The 16,965-nt window shown below is 37.1% G+C and carries 18 protein-coding genes; 8 read left to right on the top strand and 10 right to left on the bottom strand.

Annotation, left to right across the window (positions count from 1 at the left end):
* Positions 1-190: 190 nt before the first annotated feature.
* From CKV67_RS14825 to CKV67_RS11605, 3 genes are read left to right on the top strand one after another with little or no spacing between them, the layout of a single operon-like run.
* Positions 191-427, top strand: a complete 237-nt coding sequence (locus CKV67_RS14825) for a hypothetical protein (RefSeq protein WP_032363897.1) — start codon at positions 191-193, stop codon at positions 425-427.
* Positions 417-1,121, top strand: a complete 705-nt coding sequence (locus CKV67_RS11610; RefSeq protein WP_231845371.1) for a hypothetical protein — start codon at positions 417-419, stop codon at positions 1,119-1,121. The genes CKV67_RS14825 and CKV67_RS11610 overlap by 11 nt, the downstream gene beginning before the upstream one ends.
* Positions 1,122-1,140: 19 nt before the next feature.
* On the top strand, positions 1,141-1,626 hold the full coding sequence (locus CKV67_RS11605; protein WP_014093564.1) for a hypothetical protein: 486 nt from the start codon (positions 1,141-1,143) through the stop codon (positions 1,624-1,626).
* 335 nt (positions 1,627-1,961) lie between these two features.
* On the opposite strand, the gene CKV67_RS11600 is transcribed toward CKV67_RS11605, so the two are convergent.
* Entirely contained in the window at positions 1,962-2,960 is a 999-nt protein-coding gene (locus CKV67_RS11600) for an inorganic phosphate transporter (RefSeq protein ID WP_014093563.1), read from the bottom strand.
* Between the two features lie 13 nt (positions 2,961-2,973).
* Positions 2,974-3,594 (bottom strand): DUF47 domain-containing protein, encoded by a 621-nt coding sequence (locus CKV67_RS11595; protein ID WP_003723380.1) that lies wholly within the window; start codon positions 3,592-3,594, stop codon positions 2,974-2,976.
* A gap of 383 nt (positions 3,595-3,977) precedes the next feature.
* Here CKV67_RS11595 and CKV67_RS11585 point away from each other — a divergent pair, with 383 nt between their 5' ends.
* From CKV67_RS11585 to CKV67_RS11575, 3 genes are read left to right on the top strand one after another with little or no spacing between them, the layout of a single operon-like run.
* Entirely contained in the window at positions 3,978-4,862 is an 885-nt protein-coding gene (locus CKV67_RS11585) for an aldo/keto reductase (protein WP_014093562.1), read from the top strand.
* Positions 4,859-5,515, top strand: coding sequence for a DNA alkylation repair protein (locus tag CKV67_RS11580; RefSeq protein WP_014093561.1), 657 nt, complete (start codon positions 4,859-4,861; stop codon positions 5,513-5,515). The genes CKV67_RS11585 and CKV67_RS11580 overlap by 4 nt, the downstream gene beginning before the upstream one ends.
* 1 nt (position 5,516) lies before the next feature.
* On the top strand, positions 5,517-5,909 hold the full coding sequence (locus CKV67_RS11575) for a VOC family protein (protein ID WP_014093560.1): 393 nt from the start codon (positions 5,517-5,519) through the stop codon (positions 5,907-5,909).
* Positions 5,910-5,921: 12 nt separating this feature from the next.
* Here the strand turns inward: CKV67_RS11575 and CKV67_RS11570 are convergent, their stop codons facing one another.
* Together CKV67_RS11570 and CKV67_RS11565 are read right to left on the bottom strand one after the other, a co-directional pair.
* Positions 5,922-6,791 carry an RluA family pseudouridine synthase gene (locus CKV67_RS11570; RefSeq protein WP_014093559.1) on the bottom strand — a complete coding sequence of 290 codons (870 nt, stop codon included), beginning with the start codon at positions 6,789-6,791 and terminating at the stop codon, positions 5,922-5,924.
* 24 nt (positions 6,792-6,815) lie between these two features.
* A complete protein-coding gene (locus CKV67_RS11565; protein WP_014093558.1) occupies positions 6,816-7,370 on the bottom strand; it encodes a bifunctional transcriptional activator/DNA repair enzyme AdaA in 555 nt (184 codons plus the stop codon).
* Between the two features lie 145 nt (positions 7,371-7,515).
* On the opposite strand from CKV67_RS11565, the gene CKV67_RS11560 reads away from it, so the two are divergent.
* Complete coding sequence (locus tag CKV67_RS11560) at positions 7,516-7,992, top strand: methylated-DNA--[protein]-cysteine S-methyltransferase (protein WP_014093557.1); 477 nt, start codon at positions 7,516-7,518, stop codon at positions 7,990-7,992.
* 21 nt (positions 7,993-8,013) lie between these two features.
* Here CKV67_RS11560 and CKV67_RS11555 read toward each other — a convergent pair whose 3' ends face one another.
* The 5 genes from CKV67_RS11555 to CKV67_RS11535 form a co-directional block, all read right to left on the bottom strand.
* Entirely contained in the window at positions 8,014-9,207 is a 1,194-nt protein-coding gene (locus tag CKV67_RS11555) for an MFS transporter (RefSeq protein ID WP_014093556.1), read from the bottom strand.
* Between the two features lie 155 nt (positions 9,208-9,362).
* Positions 9,363-10,571 (bottom strand): MFS transporter, encoded by a 1,209-nt coding sequence (locus CKV67_RS11550; protein WP_014093555.1) that lies wholly within the window; start codon positions 10,569-10,571, stop codon positions 9,363-9,365.
* Positions 10,572-10,604: 33 nt separating this feature from the next.
* On the bottom strand, positions 10,605-11,474 hold the full coding sequence (aroE, locus tag CKV67_RS11545; protein WP_014093554.1) for a shikimate dehydrogenase: 870 nt from the start codon (positions 11,472-11,474) through the stop codon (positions 10,605-10,607).
* A gap of 59 nt (positions 11,475-11,533) precedes the next feature.
* Complete coding sequence (locus tag CKV67_RS11540) at positions 11,534-13,459, bottom strand: oxidoreductase (protein WP_014093553.1); 1,926 nt, start codon at positions 13,457-13,459, stop codon at positions 11,534-11,536.
* Between the two features lie 67 nt (positions 13,460-13,526).
* On the bottom strand, positions 13,527-14,381 hold the full coding sequence (locus CKV67_RS11535; protein WP_014093552.1) for a sugar phosphate isomerase/epimerase family protein: 855 nt from the start codon (positions 14,379-14,381) through the stop codon (positions 13,527-13,529).
* Between the two features lie 300 nt (positions 14,382-14,681).
* On the opposite strand from CKV67_RS11535, the gene CKV67_RS11530 reads away from it, so the two are divergent.
* Positions 14,682-15,560 carry a LysR family transcriptional regulator gene (locus CKV67_RS11530; protein ID WP_014093551.1) on the top strand — a complete coding sequence of 293 codons (879 nt, stop codon included), beginning with the start codon at positions 14,682-14,684 and terminating at the stop codon, positions 15,558-15,560.
* 39 nt (positions 15,561-15,599) lie between these two features.
* On the opposite strand, the gene CKV67_RS11525 is transcribed toward CKV67_RS11530, so the two are convergent.
* The gene (locus tag CKV67_RS11525; RefSeq protein WP_014093550.1) at positions 15,600-16,901 is read right to left on the bottom strand and encodes a hemolysin family protein; all 1,302 of its coding nucleotides are present in this window, start codon (positions 16,899-16,901) and stop codon (positions 15,600-15,602) included.
* Positions 16,902-16,965 lie beyond the last annotated feature (64 nt).

The following is a 16,965-nucleotide window of genomic DNA, read 5'->3' as shown; positions in this document are numbered from 1 at the left end:
TAATTGTAAACTCGGGTGAAAATATTGACTTTACAGGTAGGTGCTTTTTTTAGTGATTATGTGAGGTCTATATTTCTTTAATGTGTTATTATTCACGAACAACTTTACTCTACTGTAATAAAATAGTAATATTTAGATGGGAGATAGGCAATATACTTTTGGGACATAAAAAAATAAAAGGAGAGAGAAAATGAGAAAAGGGTATTGTGTTATTTTAAGTGTAGTAGTTATTCTATTGTTGTCCTTTGGAACACATAATAGAGTTGTAAATGCGGAAGTTAGTAGTAATGAGTCTATAAATGCACTATATCAAGAAGCTATAAAAAAAGGTAAAGTGAATTCTGAAAAATACACTTTTAATGCATTTAAAGAGAATTATATTTTTGCTGAAGAAGAGTATAAAATATGGAAAAGGGTTGACATTTGAACAGTGGTTTAGTGATATTGCTAATTATGGTGCATTCCCAGACGGAGAAGGGCATTCTGCATCCGAAAAGAAAACAAATAATTTAGACGAGCATTCTGGATTTGAAAAGAATGAATATAATTTAGCACAAGGAAGCCAAACCACTAATGGAAATAAGTTGAAAAATGCCATAAAAAAAGGAGACATCCTAATCATTTCAAATGGTGGTTTTGGGCATGCAGCAATTGCGACAAGCGATACGTATATACTTGAAATGAGTGGTGGAGGAAATATAGCAAAATGGCTTGCTACTGGAATAAGCGATAATAACCATCAGTTTAGTAAAGATAACTGGATATTTGGTAAAGCAGAACAAGGTGTTAGACCTTCTAAGCATATAGAAAATTGGATTCAACTATGGCGTATCCCTGACAAGAGTACGGCAAATAAGTGTGCGAATTATGCAGATGCAACTTTTTGGAACAGTGGACATGGTTATAAAAAGAACCGACACATTACTTATCGTCTTACTGACGCAACAACAACCCGTAATCCAAATTATTGCTCGAAACTAGTATTTCAATCATTTTATTACGGTAGTGGTAATGCTACTGTAATTCAACCTTCGATGGCGGGATTATCATTTGTAAGCTCTGCTGCTTTACCAAATTTATTTACGGGTAAATACATGCCTTACAAAGTAGGGACTTTCTAAATATAGAGGAGTGAGACTTATGAAAAAATGGCAAGTTATTTTAGGAAGCATGTTGCTTGTAGTTATTTTGATTGTTGGTGGTTATATGCTGAATATTTATATTAAAACAAAACAAGCAGACGCTGAAATAAACCAAGTTATTGAAAAAGCAGGTATCCCTAAAAATGAAGTAATCGTTGTTGATGCGACAGAATATAATCAAAAATTCTTTGGTGCAGAACCGTGGTATCCAAAAGAAATAACAACCAAAAAAGACTATGAAAATTGGAAAAAGACAGTGAAAGAACAACAACATTTTTTCAATGGAGAAAAATTGACGAGTAAAAATAGGAGTAAATTAGATTCAAAAGTTAATTGCGAGTTCACGTACAGTTTTATGTTTCATAAGAATCCTAACAAGGTGTACGGTGATTATGTAGTTAGTGGTAATTCGGTGAAGTCTGATGAAGCAGAAGAGAAATTTGCTTACACAATACCGAAGAATTATTTATCTTATGAACAATAATAAAATATTTAGTAATTATTTCTGAGATATTGGTTCAACGAAATCTGCTAATTATATAATGTATAATTAGAGTAAATCTATGACAGCATGTTGCTATCTTCTTGTAAAGAGTAGCAAATTACAAAATAAAGCTGAGAATTTAGAAATAAGCAGACAAAAATAGCCCACTTTGTTAAAAATAAATTATCAACCAAAACCTCTATGTCATGTCTAATAATATACGGGAAATGGCGCATCTCAGTGGCTTAGTAGCAAAAATCCGTATCGGAAATCTAATAACAGATTTTCGATACGGATTTTTCTATTCAGAGTCAGTTTTGCCTCGGTCTTATTTTTTATAAGAAGAAATTTAGTACGTAGAACAGGATTGCTGCAATTGTTGCGGAGATTGGGAGTGTAATCACCCATGTAATAATCATCCGCTGTGCTGTATCCCATTTTACTCCTTTAACACGGTGAGCTGTTCCAACACCAAGGATAGAAGAGCTGATTACGTGTGTTGTACTAACTGGTAAATGGATAAATGTAGCACCGAAAATGATAATAACAGAACTTAAGTCAGCCGCTACACCATTAACAGGTTTGATTTTCATAATCTTGCCACCAACTGTTTTGATGATTTTCCAACCACCAATGCTTGTACCAACTGCCATGGCAATCGCACAAGATACTTGAACCCATAATTGCACATCATCAGTTGTTTGGAAACCACCAGCAATTAAAGCCATAGTGATAATCCCCATTGATTTTTGCGCATCATTTGTTCCGTGTGTATAAGATTGTAAAGCAGCGGTACCGATTTGAAGCATCCTAAATCTTCTATTCGTCGTTGCTAAATTCAAGTTCTTCAAGAAAATCTTAAAGAGCGAATAAATGGTGTAACCAACGACAAAAGCAAGAACAGGAGAAACAAGTAGTCCGATGATAATTTTAGTGAATCCGCCGTATTCGAGCGCGGAAAAACCAGCTGATGCAATAGCTGCACCCGCGATAGAACCAATTAATGCATGGGAGGAACTACTAGGAATTCCGAAGTACCATGTAATTAAGTTCCAAGCAATGGCTGATAATAACGCTGCTAAAATAACAAGTTCACCATGATTCAAACTAAATGGATCCACGATATCTTTCGTAATCGTTTTAGCAACCCCTGTAAAAGAAACTGCTCCGACAAAGTTCATGACAGCGGCAAGGATAATTGCATGTCTAGGTTTTAAGGCTTTTGTAGAGACACTAGTCGCGATTGCGTTTGCTGTGTCATGAAACCCATTAATTAGGTCAAATGCTAGCGCGGCAAGAACGATGACGAGGGTGATAAGAAACATTCCTTCCATTTATCTAGGCCCCTTACGCATTTTTCATGACAATTGACTCAAGCGTATTAGCAACACTTTGACAACTATCAGCAATGTCTTCTAATTTTTCATAAACTTCTCTTAGACGAATAAGTTTGATTGGATCTTTTTCATTTTGGAAAAGTTGGATAAGTGATTCGCGGTAAACATCATCACATTGGGATTCGTAATCTTTAATTTGAATTGCAAGTTTACGAACATCTTTTAATTTTTTATCAAAAACAAGGTCAACTGCTTTTTCAATTTCAACAGTACTTGCTTGAATTGCTTGGATAAATTTAGTCATGTATTCATCATAATGAGTGATTTGGCAGATTTCTAGTGAGAAAGCCGTTTCATCAAGTGCATCCATTACATCGTCTAGGCGATTGGTAAGTTCTAACATATCCTCACGTTCGATTGGTGTAATAAAAGCATCGTTCAATTCCATAATCATTTTGTGAACCATGGAGTCCCCAGCTGTTTCATATTCTTTGATTTTATTCGAGAAAGTATGTAAGTCCTCCACCGAATTGATGTTATACGTTGCAAAGAAATTCGCACCTTCATGTAAATTTACTGCAATGTCATGTAACAACGAAGCAAAACGGTCTTTTTTATTTTTAAAAGCCATTTCCTTAATTCCCCCGATCATTTTTGGTCATTAATAAATGCTCACTTTCGATTGAAAAGGGAGCTTTTTTCTTAACGATAAGTTAACAAAAAGAAATAAAAAATATGATAGATTTTTACCACAAATTAATACTAACATAGGATGGGAATAAATAGGAAACTTTTTTTCGACAGTTAGCTAAATAATCACTCTGATAGCGTTTCCAATGGCTATTTTTAGGTATTTAAGAAAATGAATAAAAAAAGTTGTTTTTTTATGACTTTTTATTAGGAGAGTAAGGCTCATTTCGGTATACTGGTTTTAAAATATAAATTTGCGAAAATAGTGTATAATTCATTTAAGAGAAAAAGTTCACAAACGATTTTCGTGAGGAGGTTTTTGGATTGACAAAAACATTACAAGACAGAATGGTTTTACCTGGAAATGTATCAATTCCTTATATTGGGCTTGGTGTGTTTCAAGTGACAGAGCAAGAATTTATCGCTGGGGCTGTGGAAAAGGCAATTGAAGTTGGTTACCGGTTATTTGATACAGCGGCAGTTTATAATAATGAGGCAATCGTAGGGCAAGCCATTGTCGATAGTGCTATTTCACGCGAAGAGCTATTTATTAGTTCGAAAGTTTGGAACGGTGATCTTGGTTATGATGAAACTCTATTTGCATTTGAACGAACTTTGAAAAATTTGAAGTTGGACTATTTGGATTTATATTTAATTCATTGGCCAGTGGCTGGAAAGTATCGAGATTCTTGGCGAGCGATGGAACGGTTACATGATGAAAAACTGATTAAATCTATTGGTGTTGCAAACTTTAAACAACATCATTTAAGTGACTTATTAGTTGCAGCAAATCAAAAACCAGTATTAAATCAGGTTGAGACACATCCACTTTTGCCGCAAAATGACTTAAGGAAATATTTAGCAGAACAAAATATTGCGCATGCTGCATGGTCTCCACTTGCGAAAGGAACTTTAATGCAAAATCCAGTTATTAACGCAATCGCGAAAAAGCATGGCGCATTTGTGGACCAAGTGATTCTACAATGGCACTTGAATCGAAACACAATCATTTTTCCTAAATCCATTACTTCTGGCCGGATTAAAGAAAATTCGCGTTTATCCTATTTTCACTTGGATGCCAGTGATATGGAAAAAATCGATCGCTTAGAAACTGGCAAACGGGTTGGACCGGACCCAGATGACCTAGAATATTTTTTAAGTAGTATCGAACGAGAACGAGCGTATTTAACAGGTGGAAAAACGGATTGACAGCTATTCAAACAGTTTTTCGCGCAAATCGTTCTGCTACGGATGCGGTCCCAATGGAAGCTTATATGAAAAACCAATTTTCTTTTTTAGGCATTCGAGCAGGGGAACGTAAAAACCTGCTAGCGACATTTTTAAAAGAAGAAGGAGAGCCCGATGATTTGCTAGGGCTTGCGCGAGAATTATTCCAAGAAGAAGAGCGCGAATTACAATATGTCGCGATTGATTTATTAAGTCGTTACGGGAAAAAACAATCGAGTGAGGCTATCCAAGTATACGAGGAATTAGTTGCAACAAAATCATGGTGGGATACAGTAGACGGTTTAGCAGGAACTATAATAAGTAACCATTTTAAACTATACCCTGACCTCATTCCGAACTATAATTCGAAATGGATCAATGGTGATAATATATGGCTAGCGAGAACTGCCATATTGTTTCAGCTTAAATACAAGGAAAAAACGGATGCAAAGTTATTATTCGCTAACTGTGAAAAATGGCTAGAGTCTAAAGAATTCTTTATTCAAAAGGCAATCGGATGGGCGCTTCGTCAATACGCTAAGGTAAATCCAGAGGAAGTTCGGCATTTTATAAATAGCCATGAACTTGCTCCGATTAGTCACAGGGAAGCACTAAAACATATTGAGGATATGTAAAATGTTACACCATTTAGAAATCTATGTAGCAGACTTAGAAAAGAGTCGCTTGTTTTGGTCAGAACTACTAGAATTACTTTCTTATGAATTATATCAGACTTGGAATGCTGGCTTTAGCTATAAATATGAGGATACTTATTTAGTATTTGTGCAAACGGAGGAAAGTTTTTTGGCAGAAGGTTATCACCGCAAGCGAACTGGACTCAATCATCTAGCTTTTCATGGTGGCTCAAAAGAACGGATTGATTTCTTTCGAGACAAGTTAAAAGCAGAAGGAGTAAAGCTTCTTTATGAAGATCGATATCCATTTGCTGGCGGTGAAAATCATTATGCTGTCTTTTTTGAGGACCCCGACAAAATAAAAGTAGAAATTTGTACAGAAGTCACGACGTAATGTTGTGACTTTTTAAAATACCCAATCATTACCGGCTGGTGCAGAAAAATTCATTTCTTTGCCTTTAAAAGGATGATTTAAATGTAATTTTTCAGCGTGCAGCATAATACGATTAGCACGCGGAGAACCGCCATAAAGTGTGTCACCAATAATTGGATGACCGATGCCGCTTAAATGAACACGGATTTGATGTGTCCGTCCAGTTTCGATTTGGCATTCAACGAGAGATGTATTTTTTTCTGTATCGTTCTCTAAAACAGTAACATGTGTAACAGCAGGTTGGCCATATGGACTGATTTGACGTCTTGATCCATGATGTCTATCCTCACCAATAGGTTTATTAATCGTTTGCATTACAAGCCCCCAAGTACCATCCACTGCTGCAAGATAGGTACGGTGAATTGCTCGGTTTTCCATTTGCCAAGAAAGACCAGCAATGGCTAGTTTGTTTTTAGCGAAGAGCACTAATCCAGAAGTGGTTTGGTCTAAGCGGTGAACAGCAAGCGCGTTTGCCTCTTGATTAGTTTTTTCTAAATAATATTGTACCGCATTTGCACAAGTATCCGTTTCATAGGAATCATTCGGATGTGTCTTCATGCCAACAGGTTTATTCACAACTAGCAAAAAATCATCTTCATAAATAATCTCTAAATCATAGTCATAAACAGGGATTTTTTCATGCAAAATAATTGGCAATGACAGACTCGCGCCAACAAAAAGTGGTGTATTCCAGTCGTCCAAAGGCTTATTATTAAGCAGAACATCATGAGACATTCTTATTTCATGGCGTGCTTTTTTTCCTAAGTGGAACTTTTCTTGCAAGATGGAGCTAAGCGTTAAGCCTTCCCAGTCTTCGATAATTGGTAATGTAATATGAGTCATATTAGTATCATCCATTCTATATTTTTATTGATAAGCTTTTCGGAAATGATTCGGTGATAAACCAGTATGTCTTTTAAATGTCGTTGAAAAATGAGAGGGGTTTGGGTAGCCGGATAGTTTTCCAATTTCTTCAATGGATCGAGTGGAATTAGACAATTGTTTTTTTGCATAAGCAATCCGAATATTTTCTAAATAAGTAATTGGCGTAATTTGTGTGATTCGCTTGAACGTTCGGTGTAAGTGATAGGGGCTACCATGGCAATTCTCGGCAATTGTCTGTAAAGTTAAAGGATTGGCGAAATTATCTTGAATATAAGCTTGGATATTTTCGATCCATTCTGTATCTGGAAGAGTTGTACCGCCTGATTTACACCTTTTGCAAGCTCGGTACCCATGTGAAATAGCTTCCTCAGCATTTTTAAAAATAACGATATTTTCTTTTTTTGGCAAACGTGATTTACAAGATGGATAGCAGAATATTTTGGTGGAAGTTACGCCATAAAAAAAAATGCCATCTGCCGCATTATCATTATTAGCAATCGCAAGCCAACGTTTTTTGGTTAAGTAATAAGCCGACATTTTTATCACCTCAACTTCTTACTAATCATAAACGTTCTTAGCATAAATTGCGAGAGAAACTTTTCTAATCTTGCTTTTTTTATAGTAGTGAGTAGGAAATTAATATCCTTTAGCGTATAATTAACTTAAGGAAGAGGTGATGATAATGGAAAAATTTTTCTATGATTCGATTCGTTTTTTTGATATGAAACTGTATCTTATGGCAAATGAAAATGCACTTGTGTATGTTGGTACTGATGAAAAACGAATTAATAAAGCTATATTGGATAGCAATAAATTAACCAACTATAAAAACACGATTCTTGCTTATAAAAATAAAGAATTAAAAGCCTTCGACGTTCCAATCGAGCTATCAGGTAGTAAATTACAAATAGAAGTTTTGGAAGCACTAAAAACCATACCATATGGAGAAATAAGAACCTATACCGAAATTGCTGAACAAATTAATCGTCCGCGAGCAGTCCGAGCAGTTGGTGCTGCAATTGGCAAAAACCCATTATTACTCATAATTCCATGCCATCGCGTCATTGGTAAGAATGGGAAATTAACAGGTTTTAGTGGTGGATTAGCAATGAAAAAATCATTATTAGCTTTAGAAAACAATGAAAAAGCCGAGAATTGAGTGGCAATTCTCGGCTTTTTATTATATGCTACTCCGTCCAAACTTTCTTTTCCGAACAAAAACAATCATTAACAGTATCAAACCAAACAAAGCAATTCCTGAATTTAATAAAAATATTGCAGCAATGTCGATACGTGAAATGGCTGCTGCAATCAACGGAATACTAAATACGGCTATTCCTTCAGCAATCGTATAGAGACTTGTAACAAAGCCTTTTCCTCGCGCAGAAACTTCTGCAAGTAAAGTTAAACCTAATTGAATAATTCCACCAGCAGAGAAGTACCCTAACAAGAAAGCGCCAACTAGACAGACAATCTCATTCGGGAAAGCAAAGAGCACGAATGAAATCAGCATGGTCATCGTTACATACGTTATCAATATGTATAACGTCTTCACGCCACGATTTCCTAAAACAAAGGTAATACATACACAAACAATCGCTCCAACACTTGCGTAACTTACTAGTAGCCTAGAAGCGTTATCTGTCATATGAATCACTTCAGAGCCGTATTTCGCAATCCATTGACTCATGATGTAAAGCAACGTTTGGGCGACAAATCCGAATAAAATCAAGCAAATTTCGTCAATGCTAAAATGAAATCTCTGCTTTTTTTCGATAGCTACTTCTTTTTCAAAATCAAGTGGCTTCCCAACGGTCATTGGTGGAAAAGTACGCGTCAAGGTATACAGTAAATTAATTAGTAAAATAACAATTAAAGCGATAAAACTCCAGCCATACCACAAGTTATTTGCCAGAATAAAGGCAATCATAAATGGTAACAGAAATTGACCCGCTTGAACGAAAGCTTTCACCACGATATTTGCAGATGCTGCTTTTTTCGGGTAAGCTTCCATAAGCGCTGGATAAGTACCAGTATCTAAAAACGAGTTGGCAATCCCAGCTGAAATCCCAAAAGCATAGGCAACAATCGTATTAGGGCTTAGCAAAATCCCGCCCAAAAAGACAATATAGAAGAATACACCAAGAATAACAGATAGTTTACGACCAAACTTATCTGAAAGTTTACCAGAAACAAAAACGGCTAATAACTTACCAATCCCAAACGAGGATACAACACCAGCCGCTCCAGCTAAATCAGTATTCCATTTCTGAGATAAAAAATCAATATTTTGGGCAATGATGATTAATGCCATCCCATGAACGAAATAATTCATATAAAGTCCGAGTGATGTAGATAAATATTTATTTTTCATAGTTTTGCGCTCCTTTATGTAGTTACTTTGGGGATTATAAATATGACTCTTATTTTAAACACATACATATAGATAAATTGCATCAGTTTGTGCTTAATTTCACAAATGATATACAAGTTCAACTGAGCAGATGACTACTCAGTTGAATGAATAACTTATTTAGTTGCTATTTTAGATTCATTTTTATAACGCATATTGACAAAGATTGCTAGTAAAATACCAATGATTGTTATTACTACATTGAATAATAACACATATTTTGGTCCTTCGATACCACCAGCTTTAGTAATATAACTTGCGATGTTTAAAACAATATAGTTTGCAAGGCTGGATGAAATCATAACGATGGAAGTGATTTTCCCTTTGTTAGTTGGGAAGAACTCGTTGGCAGTAGATACAGCTAGTTGCAAGACACCACCAGCGGCAGCATAACCAATGACGAATCCACCAATTAAGCAAATAGTGGGTGTTTGAACAATATAGATAATAAGCAACATTAAAGTAGCAATTGCTGGATAAATAATGAGAATACGCACTGGTAAAATAAATTTCTTCACGAGAACTGCGGTAATTAAAATAGCACACATTGTACCAAGTGAATAGAATGATTGAATTTGACTTGGATCGGTCATACCATATAGTTTCCCAAGTTCCTGGTTACAGTTTAGCCAAAGTTGGAAAGTGGCGGTACAAGTAAATCCGATACCAATAATGGCCCAACTAGTTGCATTGAATTTCATTTTTTCTGGTTTTGTTTTTTCGCCACCAACATTGTTATTCATTGGAGGGAATGGCATAAATGCAATAATTAAACCATCAATCACGATTAACGCCATGGAGATAATGAATAGTGTACGGAAAGACATGTTAGCTGCTGCAACCATCCCAATCGCAAAAGGTAAAACGAATTGCCCGATAGAGATAGAGAATTTCGTAAACATGTTGGCAATAGCACCATTTTTAGTGAAAATTTCTAGAACAGAAGGTGTTACAGCAGTATCTAAGAATGAGTTTGCAGCTCCTCCGACAAAAGCAAAGGCATAAGCGATATACATATTTGGTGAAAAGGCAAGACCTATAAAGTAAACCGCGTATAAAGCGACACCAATCAGGGCTGAAGGTTTACGACCAAATTTATCTGAGAAAGGCCCAGATATCGGTAATGTAAGTAAGCGACCTAGCCCAAGTGCGGCGATAACGGCAATGACCATACTAACATCAAATGTACCGTCAGAAAGTTTGTCAGCTCCCCACATTCCAGCAAAATCTTGTTTGTATTGGCCAATAATGGATACCCCAATACCATGAATAAAATAAGTAAAATAAAGTGCAATAGCTGTTGGATAAAATCTTTTTGCGTTCATTTTTTTCTCCTCTCGAAATCCTGCTGAATTTGTTTAACTAAAATATAATTCTTTTACTTCTGAAACCGGCATGTCTTCCCCCGTGAACAATTTGTAAGCCTCGGCACCTTGCCATAGAAGCATTCCAAGCCCACCAACTGTTTTACAACCAGCAGCTTCTGCGTCTAGCATTAACTTTGTTTTTTTAGGGTTATAAACGACATCGGCAACAATTAAATCTTTACTGAAAATAGTGGCATCTTTGACAGGTGTTTCATTTTCATATGGATGCATGCCGACAAGTGTTGCATTTACTAAGATGTCGCTTGTGGCAATTTCTGCATATAATTTTTCTGTATCGTTTAAGTCATAAATATGAACGATGCAGTCGGGAACTTCTTTTTTGATAGAAGTAACAGTTTGTTTTGCTTTTTGATAAAAATTATCTTTAATATTAAAAATGGCGATTTCTTTTGCTCCGTCAAGTGCCGATTGAACTTGGATAGCGGTAGCCGCTCCCCCAGCTCCAATAATAGTCATCTTTTTACCAGCAATATCCACACCTGAATCACGTAGATTACTAGCAAAACCAAGTCCATCAGTGATGTGCCCAGTTAGTTTCCCATCTTCATTGATAATGGTGTTAACTGCGCCAATCATCCGAGCGGCAGGGGAAAGGTCATCCATGTATTTTAAAACTTCACTTTTGCAAGGCATCGTGACATTAGAGCCGCGAAGATTAAAAGTTTTCATCGCAGTAATCGCATCTGCTACTTTAGTGACAGGAATATCAAATGCTAAATAGGCATAATCCAAACCAGCTTTTTGGAAACTGTAATTATACATAATAGGAGATTTTGAATGGTCTACGGGTGTCCCGATTAAACTAAGTAGTCGGGTGGAGCCTGAAATTCTATTTTCCACGTTTCCGATACCTCCAAGTGGTTTATACTCGCTGTTAAAACAACGAGTATAACCATGAATTATAATTGCAATACAGCGTCGAGTGCTTCTTTTGTTGCATCTAATGCTCGGCGTGCGCGAACTGCATCGCCGATAACATAAGTTTCGGGTACGATTTTTTTGATAGCTTCTTCTAGCGGATTGTGTGCTCTTGATCCCATTGCAAGTACAACGGAGTCGAATCCACCTATTCGATATTCTGTTTCATCGGCTAGCGAGTAAGTCACGCCATCTTTAAAGAAACTAGTGACTTTCGCATTGGTAATACTGTCAATCTTGTATTCAGCAAAGTCTCGCATAAGGAACTTGCGGTGTTCAGAAATAACATCTGCACCAACCTCATCGCGAAGTTCGACAACTGTTACATCATGGCCAGCTTCCCCTAAGAAGGCCGCTGTTTCACTACCAACCATTCCGCCGCCAACAACAAGTACTTTCTTGCCACAAGCTTCTTTTCCATCAAGTAAATCAACTGCGTGAATTAAACCAGAATCCTCAATGCCGGGAATTGGTAAAACAAGTGGGGTTGCTCCAGTTGCGATGATAACCGCATCTGGTGAAATTTCTTGAATTAATTCTGGCGTTACAGGTGCATTTGTTTTAATTTCAACATCGAATTGCTCGCATTTTTTAATATAGCTACGAACCATATTGGTTAAATCACCTTTTCCGGGAGGGTAAGCAGCAAGTCTCATTTGACCGCCAATAATGTCAGATGCCTCATAAACAGTCACATCATGACCTCTTGAACCAGCCATCCAACCCGTGTAAAGTCCGCCAACACCGCCACCGATAACTACGACTTTTTTACTTGGTGTTTTTGGTAGGTAAGCTTCAGATTCGCGACCTAGTAGTGGATTAACCAGACAGGTAATTGGTTTACCGGCATACATATTAGCGACGCATCCTTGGAGACACGCGATACAAGGAAGTAGCTCATCTAGTTTATCAGCTGCAGCTTTGTTTGGCGTTTGTGGATCTGCTAAAGATTGACGCCCAAAAGCGACCAAATCAGCTCGGCCTTCGCGTACCATTAACTCTGCATAATGAGGCTCTGTGAAACGTCCCACTGTAATAACTGGAATTGAAACAGCTTGTTTGATTTGTGTAACAAGGTCGGAACTAAAGCCAGCATGTAATACAGTTGGTGCCCACATGTACTCATCGCGAATATGAACACTACGAGAAACATGTAAACCATCTAATCCACAGTCTTCCAAGTATGCGGCGACTGTTGCACTATCTTGTACGCTAAGCCCACCGTCCACGCCATCAGTGCTGTTAATCCGACAAAGAATTGCGATGGAATGACCGACACGTTTACGAATACTTTCAATAATAAGTCTTGGAAGTCGCATTCTATTTTCAAAACAACCGCCAAATTCATCGACGCGTTTATTTGTTCGTCCGGATAAGAAGCTACTCACTAAATAACCATGGGCGCAGTGGACTTCAACTGCATCAGCCCCAGCTTTTTTTGCGCGTAAAGCAGCTTCACCGTAAAGCTCAATTAATTCATAAATTTCTTCTCTAGAAATAGCTTCTGGTGTATTGCGTCCTTGCGCAGAAGCTATGGCAGAAGCAGCTTTTAAAGGATACCCAGAAACTTTGGAATTGCCTTCTGGTCCAGCATGTTGTAATTGAACCGAAATTTTTGCCCCAGCTTCATGACAAGCATCAATTACTCGCTTAAAACTGGCAATTTGGTGGTCGCTATATAGACATGCTTTATTAGCTCCACCTTTTGCACGAACATCTACGACAGTCGCTTCAAAAGTAATTAATCCAAATCCGCCGAGTGCGCGCTCTTTATAATAAGCAAGTGAAGTATCAGTTAGTGTTCCGTCTGTATTGGCATAGTTATTGCACATTGGCGAAACAACAAAACGGTTAGGTACTTTCATTGGTCCGATATCTATTGGAGAAAACATCGAATTAAATTTCAAAAAAACACTTCCCTTTCAAGATAGAATTTTTTCTTTCGTTATTAATTTCACATAGTATTGTATCAGATTATTTTGGTGACACTTCGGGCCATGCTTCGTCTAATACTTTTTTTGTGGCATTGTATACTTTAATTGCGGTATATTCTAAGCCAGTTTCTACCATGGAATCAGATATTACTTCTACTCCCATGACACGTGGACTTACACCATGCTCTTTTAAAATACGAGCAAAACCAATCGTGTCCCCGTATCCTTCACCAGGAGCTAGTCTATCATGCAGTGACTCTTCGCGAAGCTCTTTATAGGGCGTTTCATGGACGTCACAGAGTTGAATTGAAACAATCCGATCAGCAGGTACATTTTTGATAGATTCTGCTGTTTGGTTTGCTCTTGCCCAGTGCCATGTGTCACAAATTAGTTGGGCGTTATCTCTGCCGCAAGCCTCTGCCACACGCCATGCTGCTGCCAAATCTGCTACTCCGCTGTAAGGCATGAATTCTAAACCAATAATCAATTCTTCTGCACGGTCGCAAAGTTCACCAAGAGCAGTAATGATTTGGTCTTCGGGGATTTTTTCCAATAAACCACAATTAATATGTTTTACACCGAATAAGCGAGCCATGTGGAAGGTAGTTTGTTCTTTCTTTTGTTGCTCGAAAGTGCGGTCAGAAGCGGTTCCCCACTGCGTTATGTATTCTACTTCAGTAACTTTGATGTGATGCTCATCTAAAATCCTTAACATATCTTCATCAGTCAAGCCAGCTGCCAGTGCATCGACATAATTTTCGGCGCGTAAACCAATTCCGTCAAAACCATTTTCTGCTGCAATTCGTACTCGTTCAGGAAAAGAAACCTCCGTTCCTAAGGTATAAGAGCTAATCGTGATGGGGCATTTTTTTAGGTTGCCATTTGCATTTGTCATAAAAATTATCTCCTCTCTAGATTAAAACACAAGAAACTTTGATAATGTTTTCACAATCACCAGCAAAAAAATAAAATCCATTCACTTAGAAAACTTTCTAATGTGAGAACGCATTCAATAGTTAGAAAATTGACTGGACAGTTTTCACATTCTACCGTATATTGGTTTTTAAAGGTTAGTTTATTTCACTGGCATAACTACTGTTTAATTGTAGTATGACTATTCCATAAAAACAAATTGGTATTATTCTATTAATCGATAGATAAATTGCATAGATTATTTTTAACAAGGAGAGAACCCATGAATTTACATCATTTACGCTATTTCGTCACACTGGCTCACATGGAACATTACACAAAAGCAGCTGAAAAATTGCTTATAACCCAGCCGAGTTTAAGTCACGCAATTTCCTCATTAGAACAAGAACTTGGAATTCCGTTGTTTGAAAAAGAGGGACGTAACATTGGCTTAAGCAAAGCAGGGAAGGTTTTTTTGGATTATGTGGAAGAATCTTTAGACATGATAGACACGGGAGTTGCTACTGTTGAAAAAGCTGCGAACGGAGAAGGACAGATTGATCTAGCTTTTTTACAAACGCTTGGAACTTCACTTGTGCCAAAGCTTGTACAAGAATTTTTGCAGACGGAGCCAGATAAACAAATCGATTTTGTGTTCCATACAGGCGTTTCGATTGATATTATTCAAGGCTTAAAAGAAAAGAAATATGATATTGGAATCTGCTCGAAACTCGAAAATGAGCGAAATATTCATTTTACGCCAATTGCTAAACAAGAATTAGTACTTATTGTTCCAAAAACGCATCCGCTAGCAGAGAAAGAATGGATTGACTTAACAGAAACTGTCCCATATCCTCACATTGCTTTCTCAAAGAAAAGTGGTTTACGCCCAATAATTGATGATCTATTTAGAAAAATCGGGGCAGATTACAAAATTGCTTATGAAATCGAAGTAGATCAAGTTATTGCTGGGATGGTCGCGCAAGACTTTGGCATCGCAGTAGTTCCTAATATGCCAATTTTAAATTACGTAGATGTAAAAGTGCTACCTATCAGAAGTCCAAACTGGGAGCGAATTTTTTATTTAGCTGTACAAAGAAATCAAACGTTAACACCCGCTGCTGAAAAATTCAAACAATTTATGATTAATCATCGCATTTAATCAAAAAAGCAGCTATCCAAAGTGGGTAGCTGCTTTTTATTAGTTATTTTTCTTCGTAATTTCAATGTATTCAATATGATGTGGTTCTCCTTGTTTGACGCGGAAAATAAATCCATCATAATCAATCTCGTCCCCAACTTCTACTTCATAATTTTGAGTCAGGAACCATCCACCAATCGTATCTACTTCTTCTTCTTCAATTTCTGTACCTAAAATATTGTTTACTTCATCAATTAATAATTTAGCATCAACAATATAGTGTCCGTCCTTGATTTTGCGGATTTCTGGGATTTCGTCCGCATCAAATTCATCGCGAATGTCTCCAACAATTTCTTCTACAATATCCTCTACAGTTACAAGTCCAGAAGTACCACCATATTCATCAAGTAAAATCGCAATATGGGAACGTTCACGCTGCATTCGGAAAAGAAGTTCTTTAATCGGAATCGTTTCAATAACTCGAATAATTGGCTTTACGTAAGGATCAATACTAAAACTTGGATTCGATCCGTGTTCTACATAAGCTGACAAAATTTCTTTTAAATTAAGTACGCCGATAACGTGGTCTTTATCCCCGTCAATTACAGGATAACGAGTATATCGCTCATTTCGCATAATGTCAGATAGTTCACCGATTGTGGATCCGGTATCAACTGTCACTATTTCTGTACGCGGAATCATCACTTCTTTTGCCATTCGCTCATCAAAGTCAAAAATTTTATTCACATAGCGAAATTCTGATTGGTTAATTTCACCACTCTTATAACTTTCACCAACGATAATTTTTAATTCATCCTCTGTGTGCGCAATTTCATGTTCAGAAGCTGGTTCTAAACCAAAAAGACGTGCGATAAATACCGCAGAACCATTCAAAATCCAAATAAATGGGAACATAACTTTGTAAAAAATATGCAATGGACGTGCTACGGCAAGCGCCACTGTTTCTGTTTTATCAATGGCAAGTGTTTTCGGTACAAGTTCGCCGACCACAACATGCAAAAATGTGATAAATAGGAAAGCAATAGTGAAAGAAAGAATCGTAATAGCAGACTGTGGCAGTTCCATCATACTAAATAATGGGTGTAAAGCAGCTTCTACAGTAGATTCCCCTAACCAACCAAGCCCAAGAGAACTAATCGTAATCCCTAACTGACAGGCGGATAAATAAGCGTTCAAGTGGTTATAAATATATCTTGCAAGAACCGCGCGTTTATCTTTCTCAGCAATTAGCTGGTCGAGTCGGCTCGGTCGCATTTTAACTATCGCAAATTCCGTTGCTACGAAAAAAGCTGATATAGCAATAAGTAAAGCTATAATTAAAAATTTAATGGTTAATATCAATAAATCGCCTTGACAGAAATTATTCTGCTAAGGCAAACACCTCCTAATTTAATATAAATAAGCT

Source organism: Listeria ivanovii subsp. ivanovii (genome assembly GCF_900187025.1).
GTDB classification, from domain to species: domain Bacteria; phylum Bacillota; class Bacilli; order Lactobacillales; family Listeriaceae; genus Listeria; species Listeria ivanovii.
Note: the sequence above shows the minus strand (reverse complement) of the source record. Positions and strands in the feature narration are given on the sequence as shown.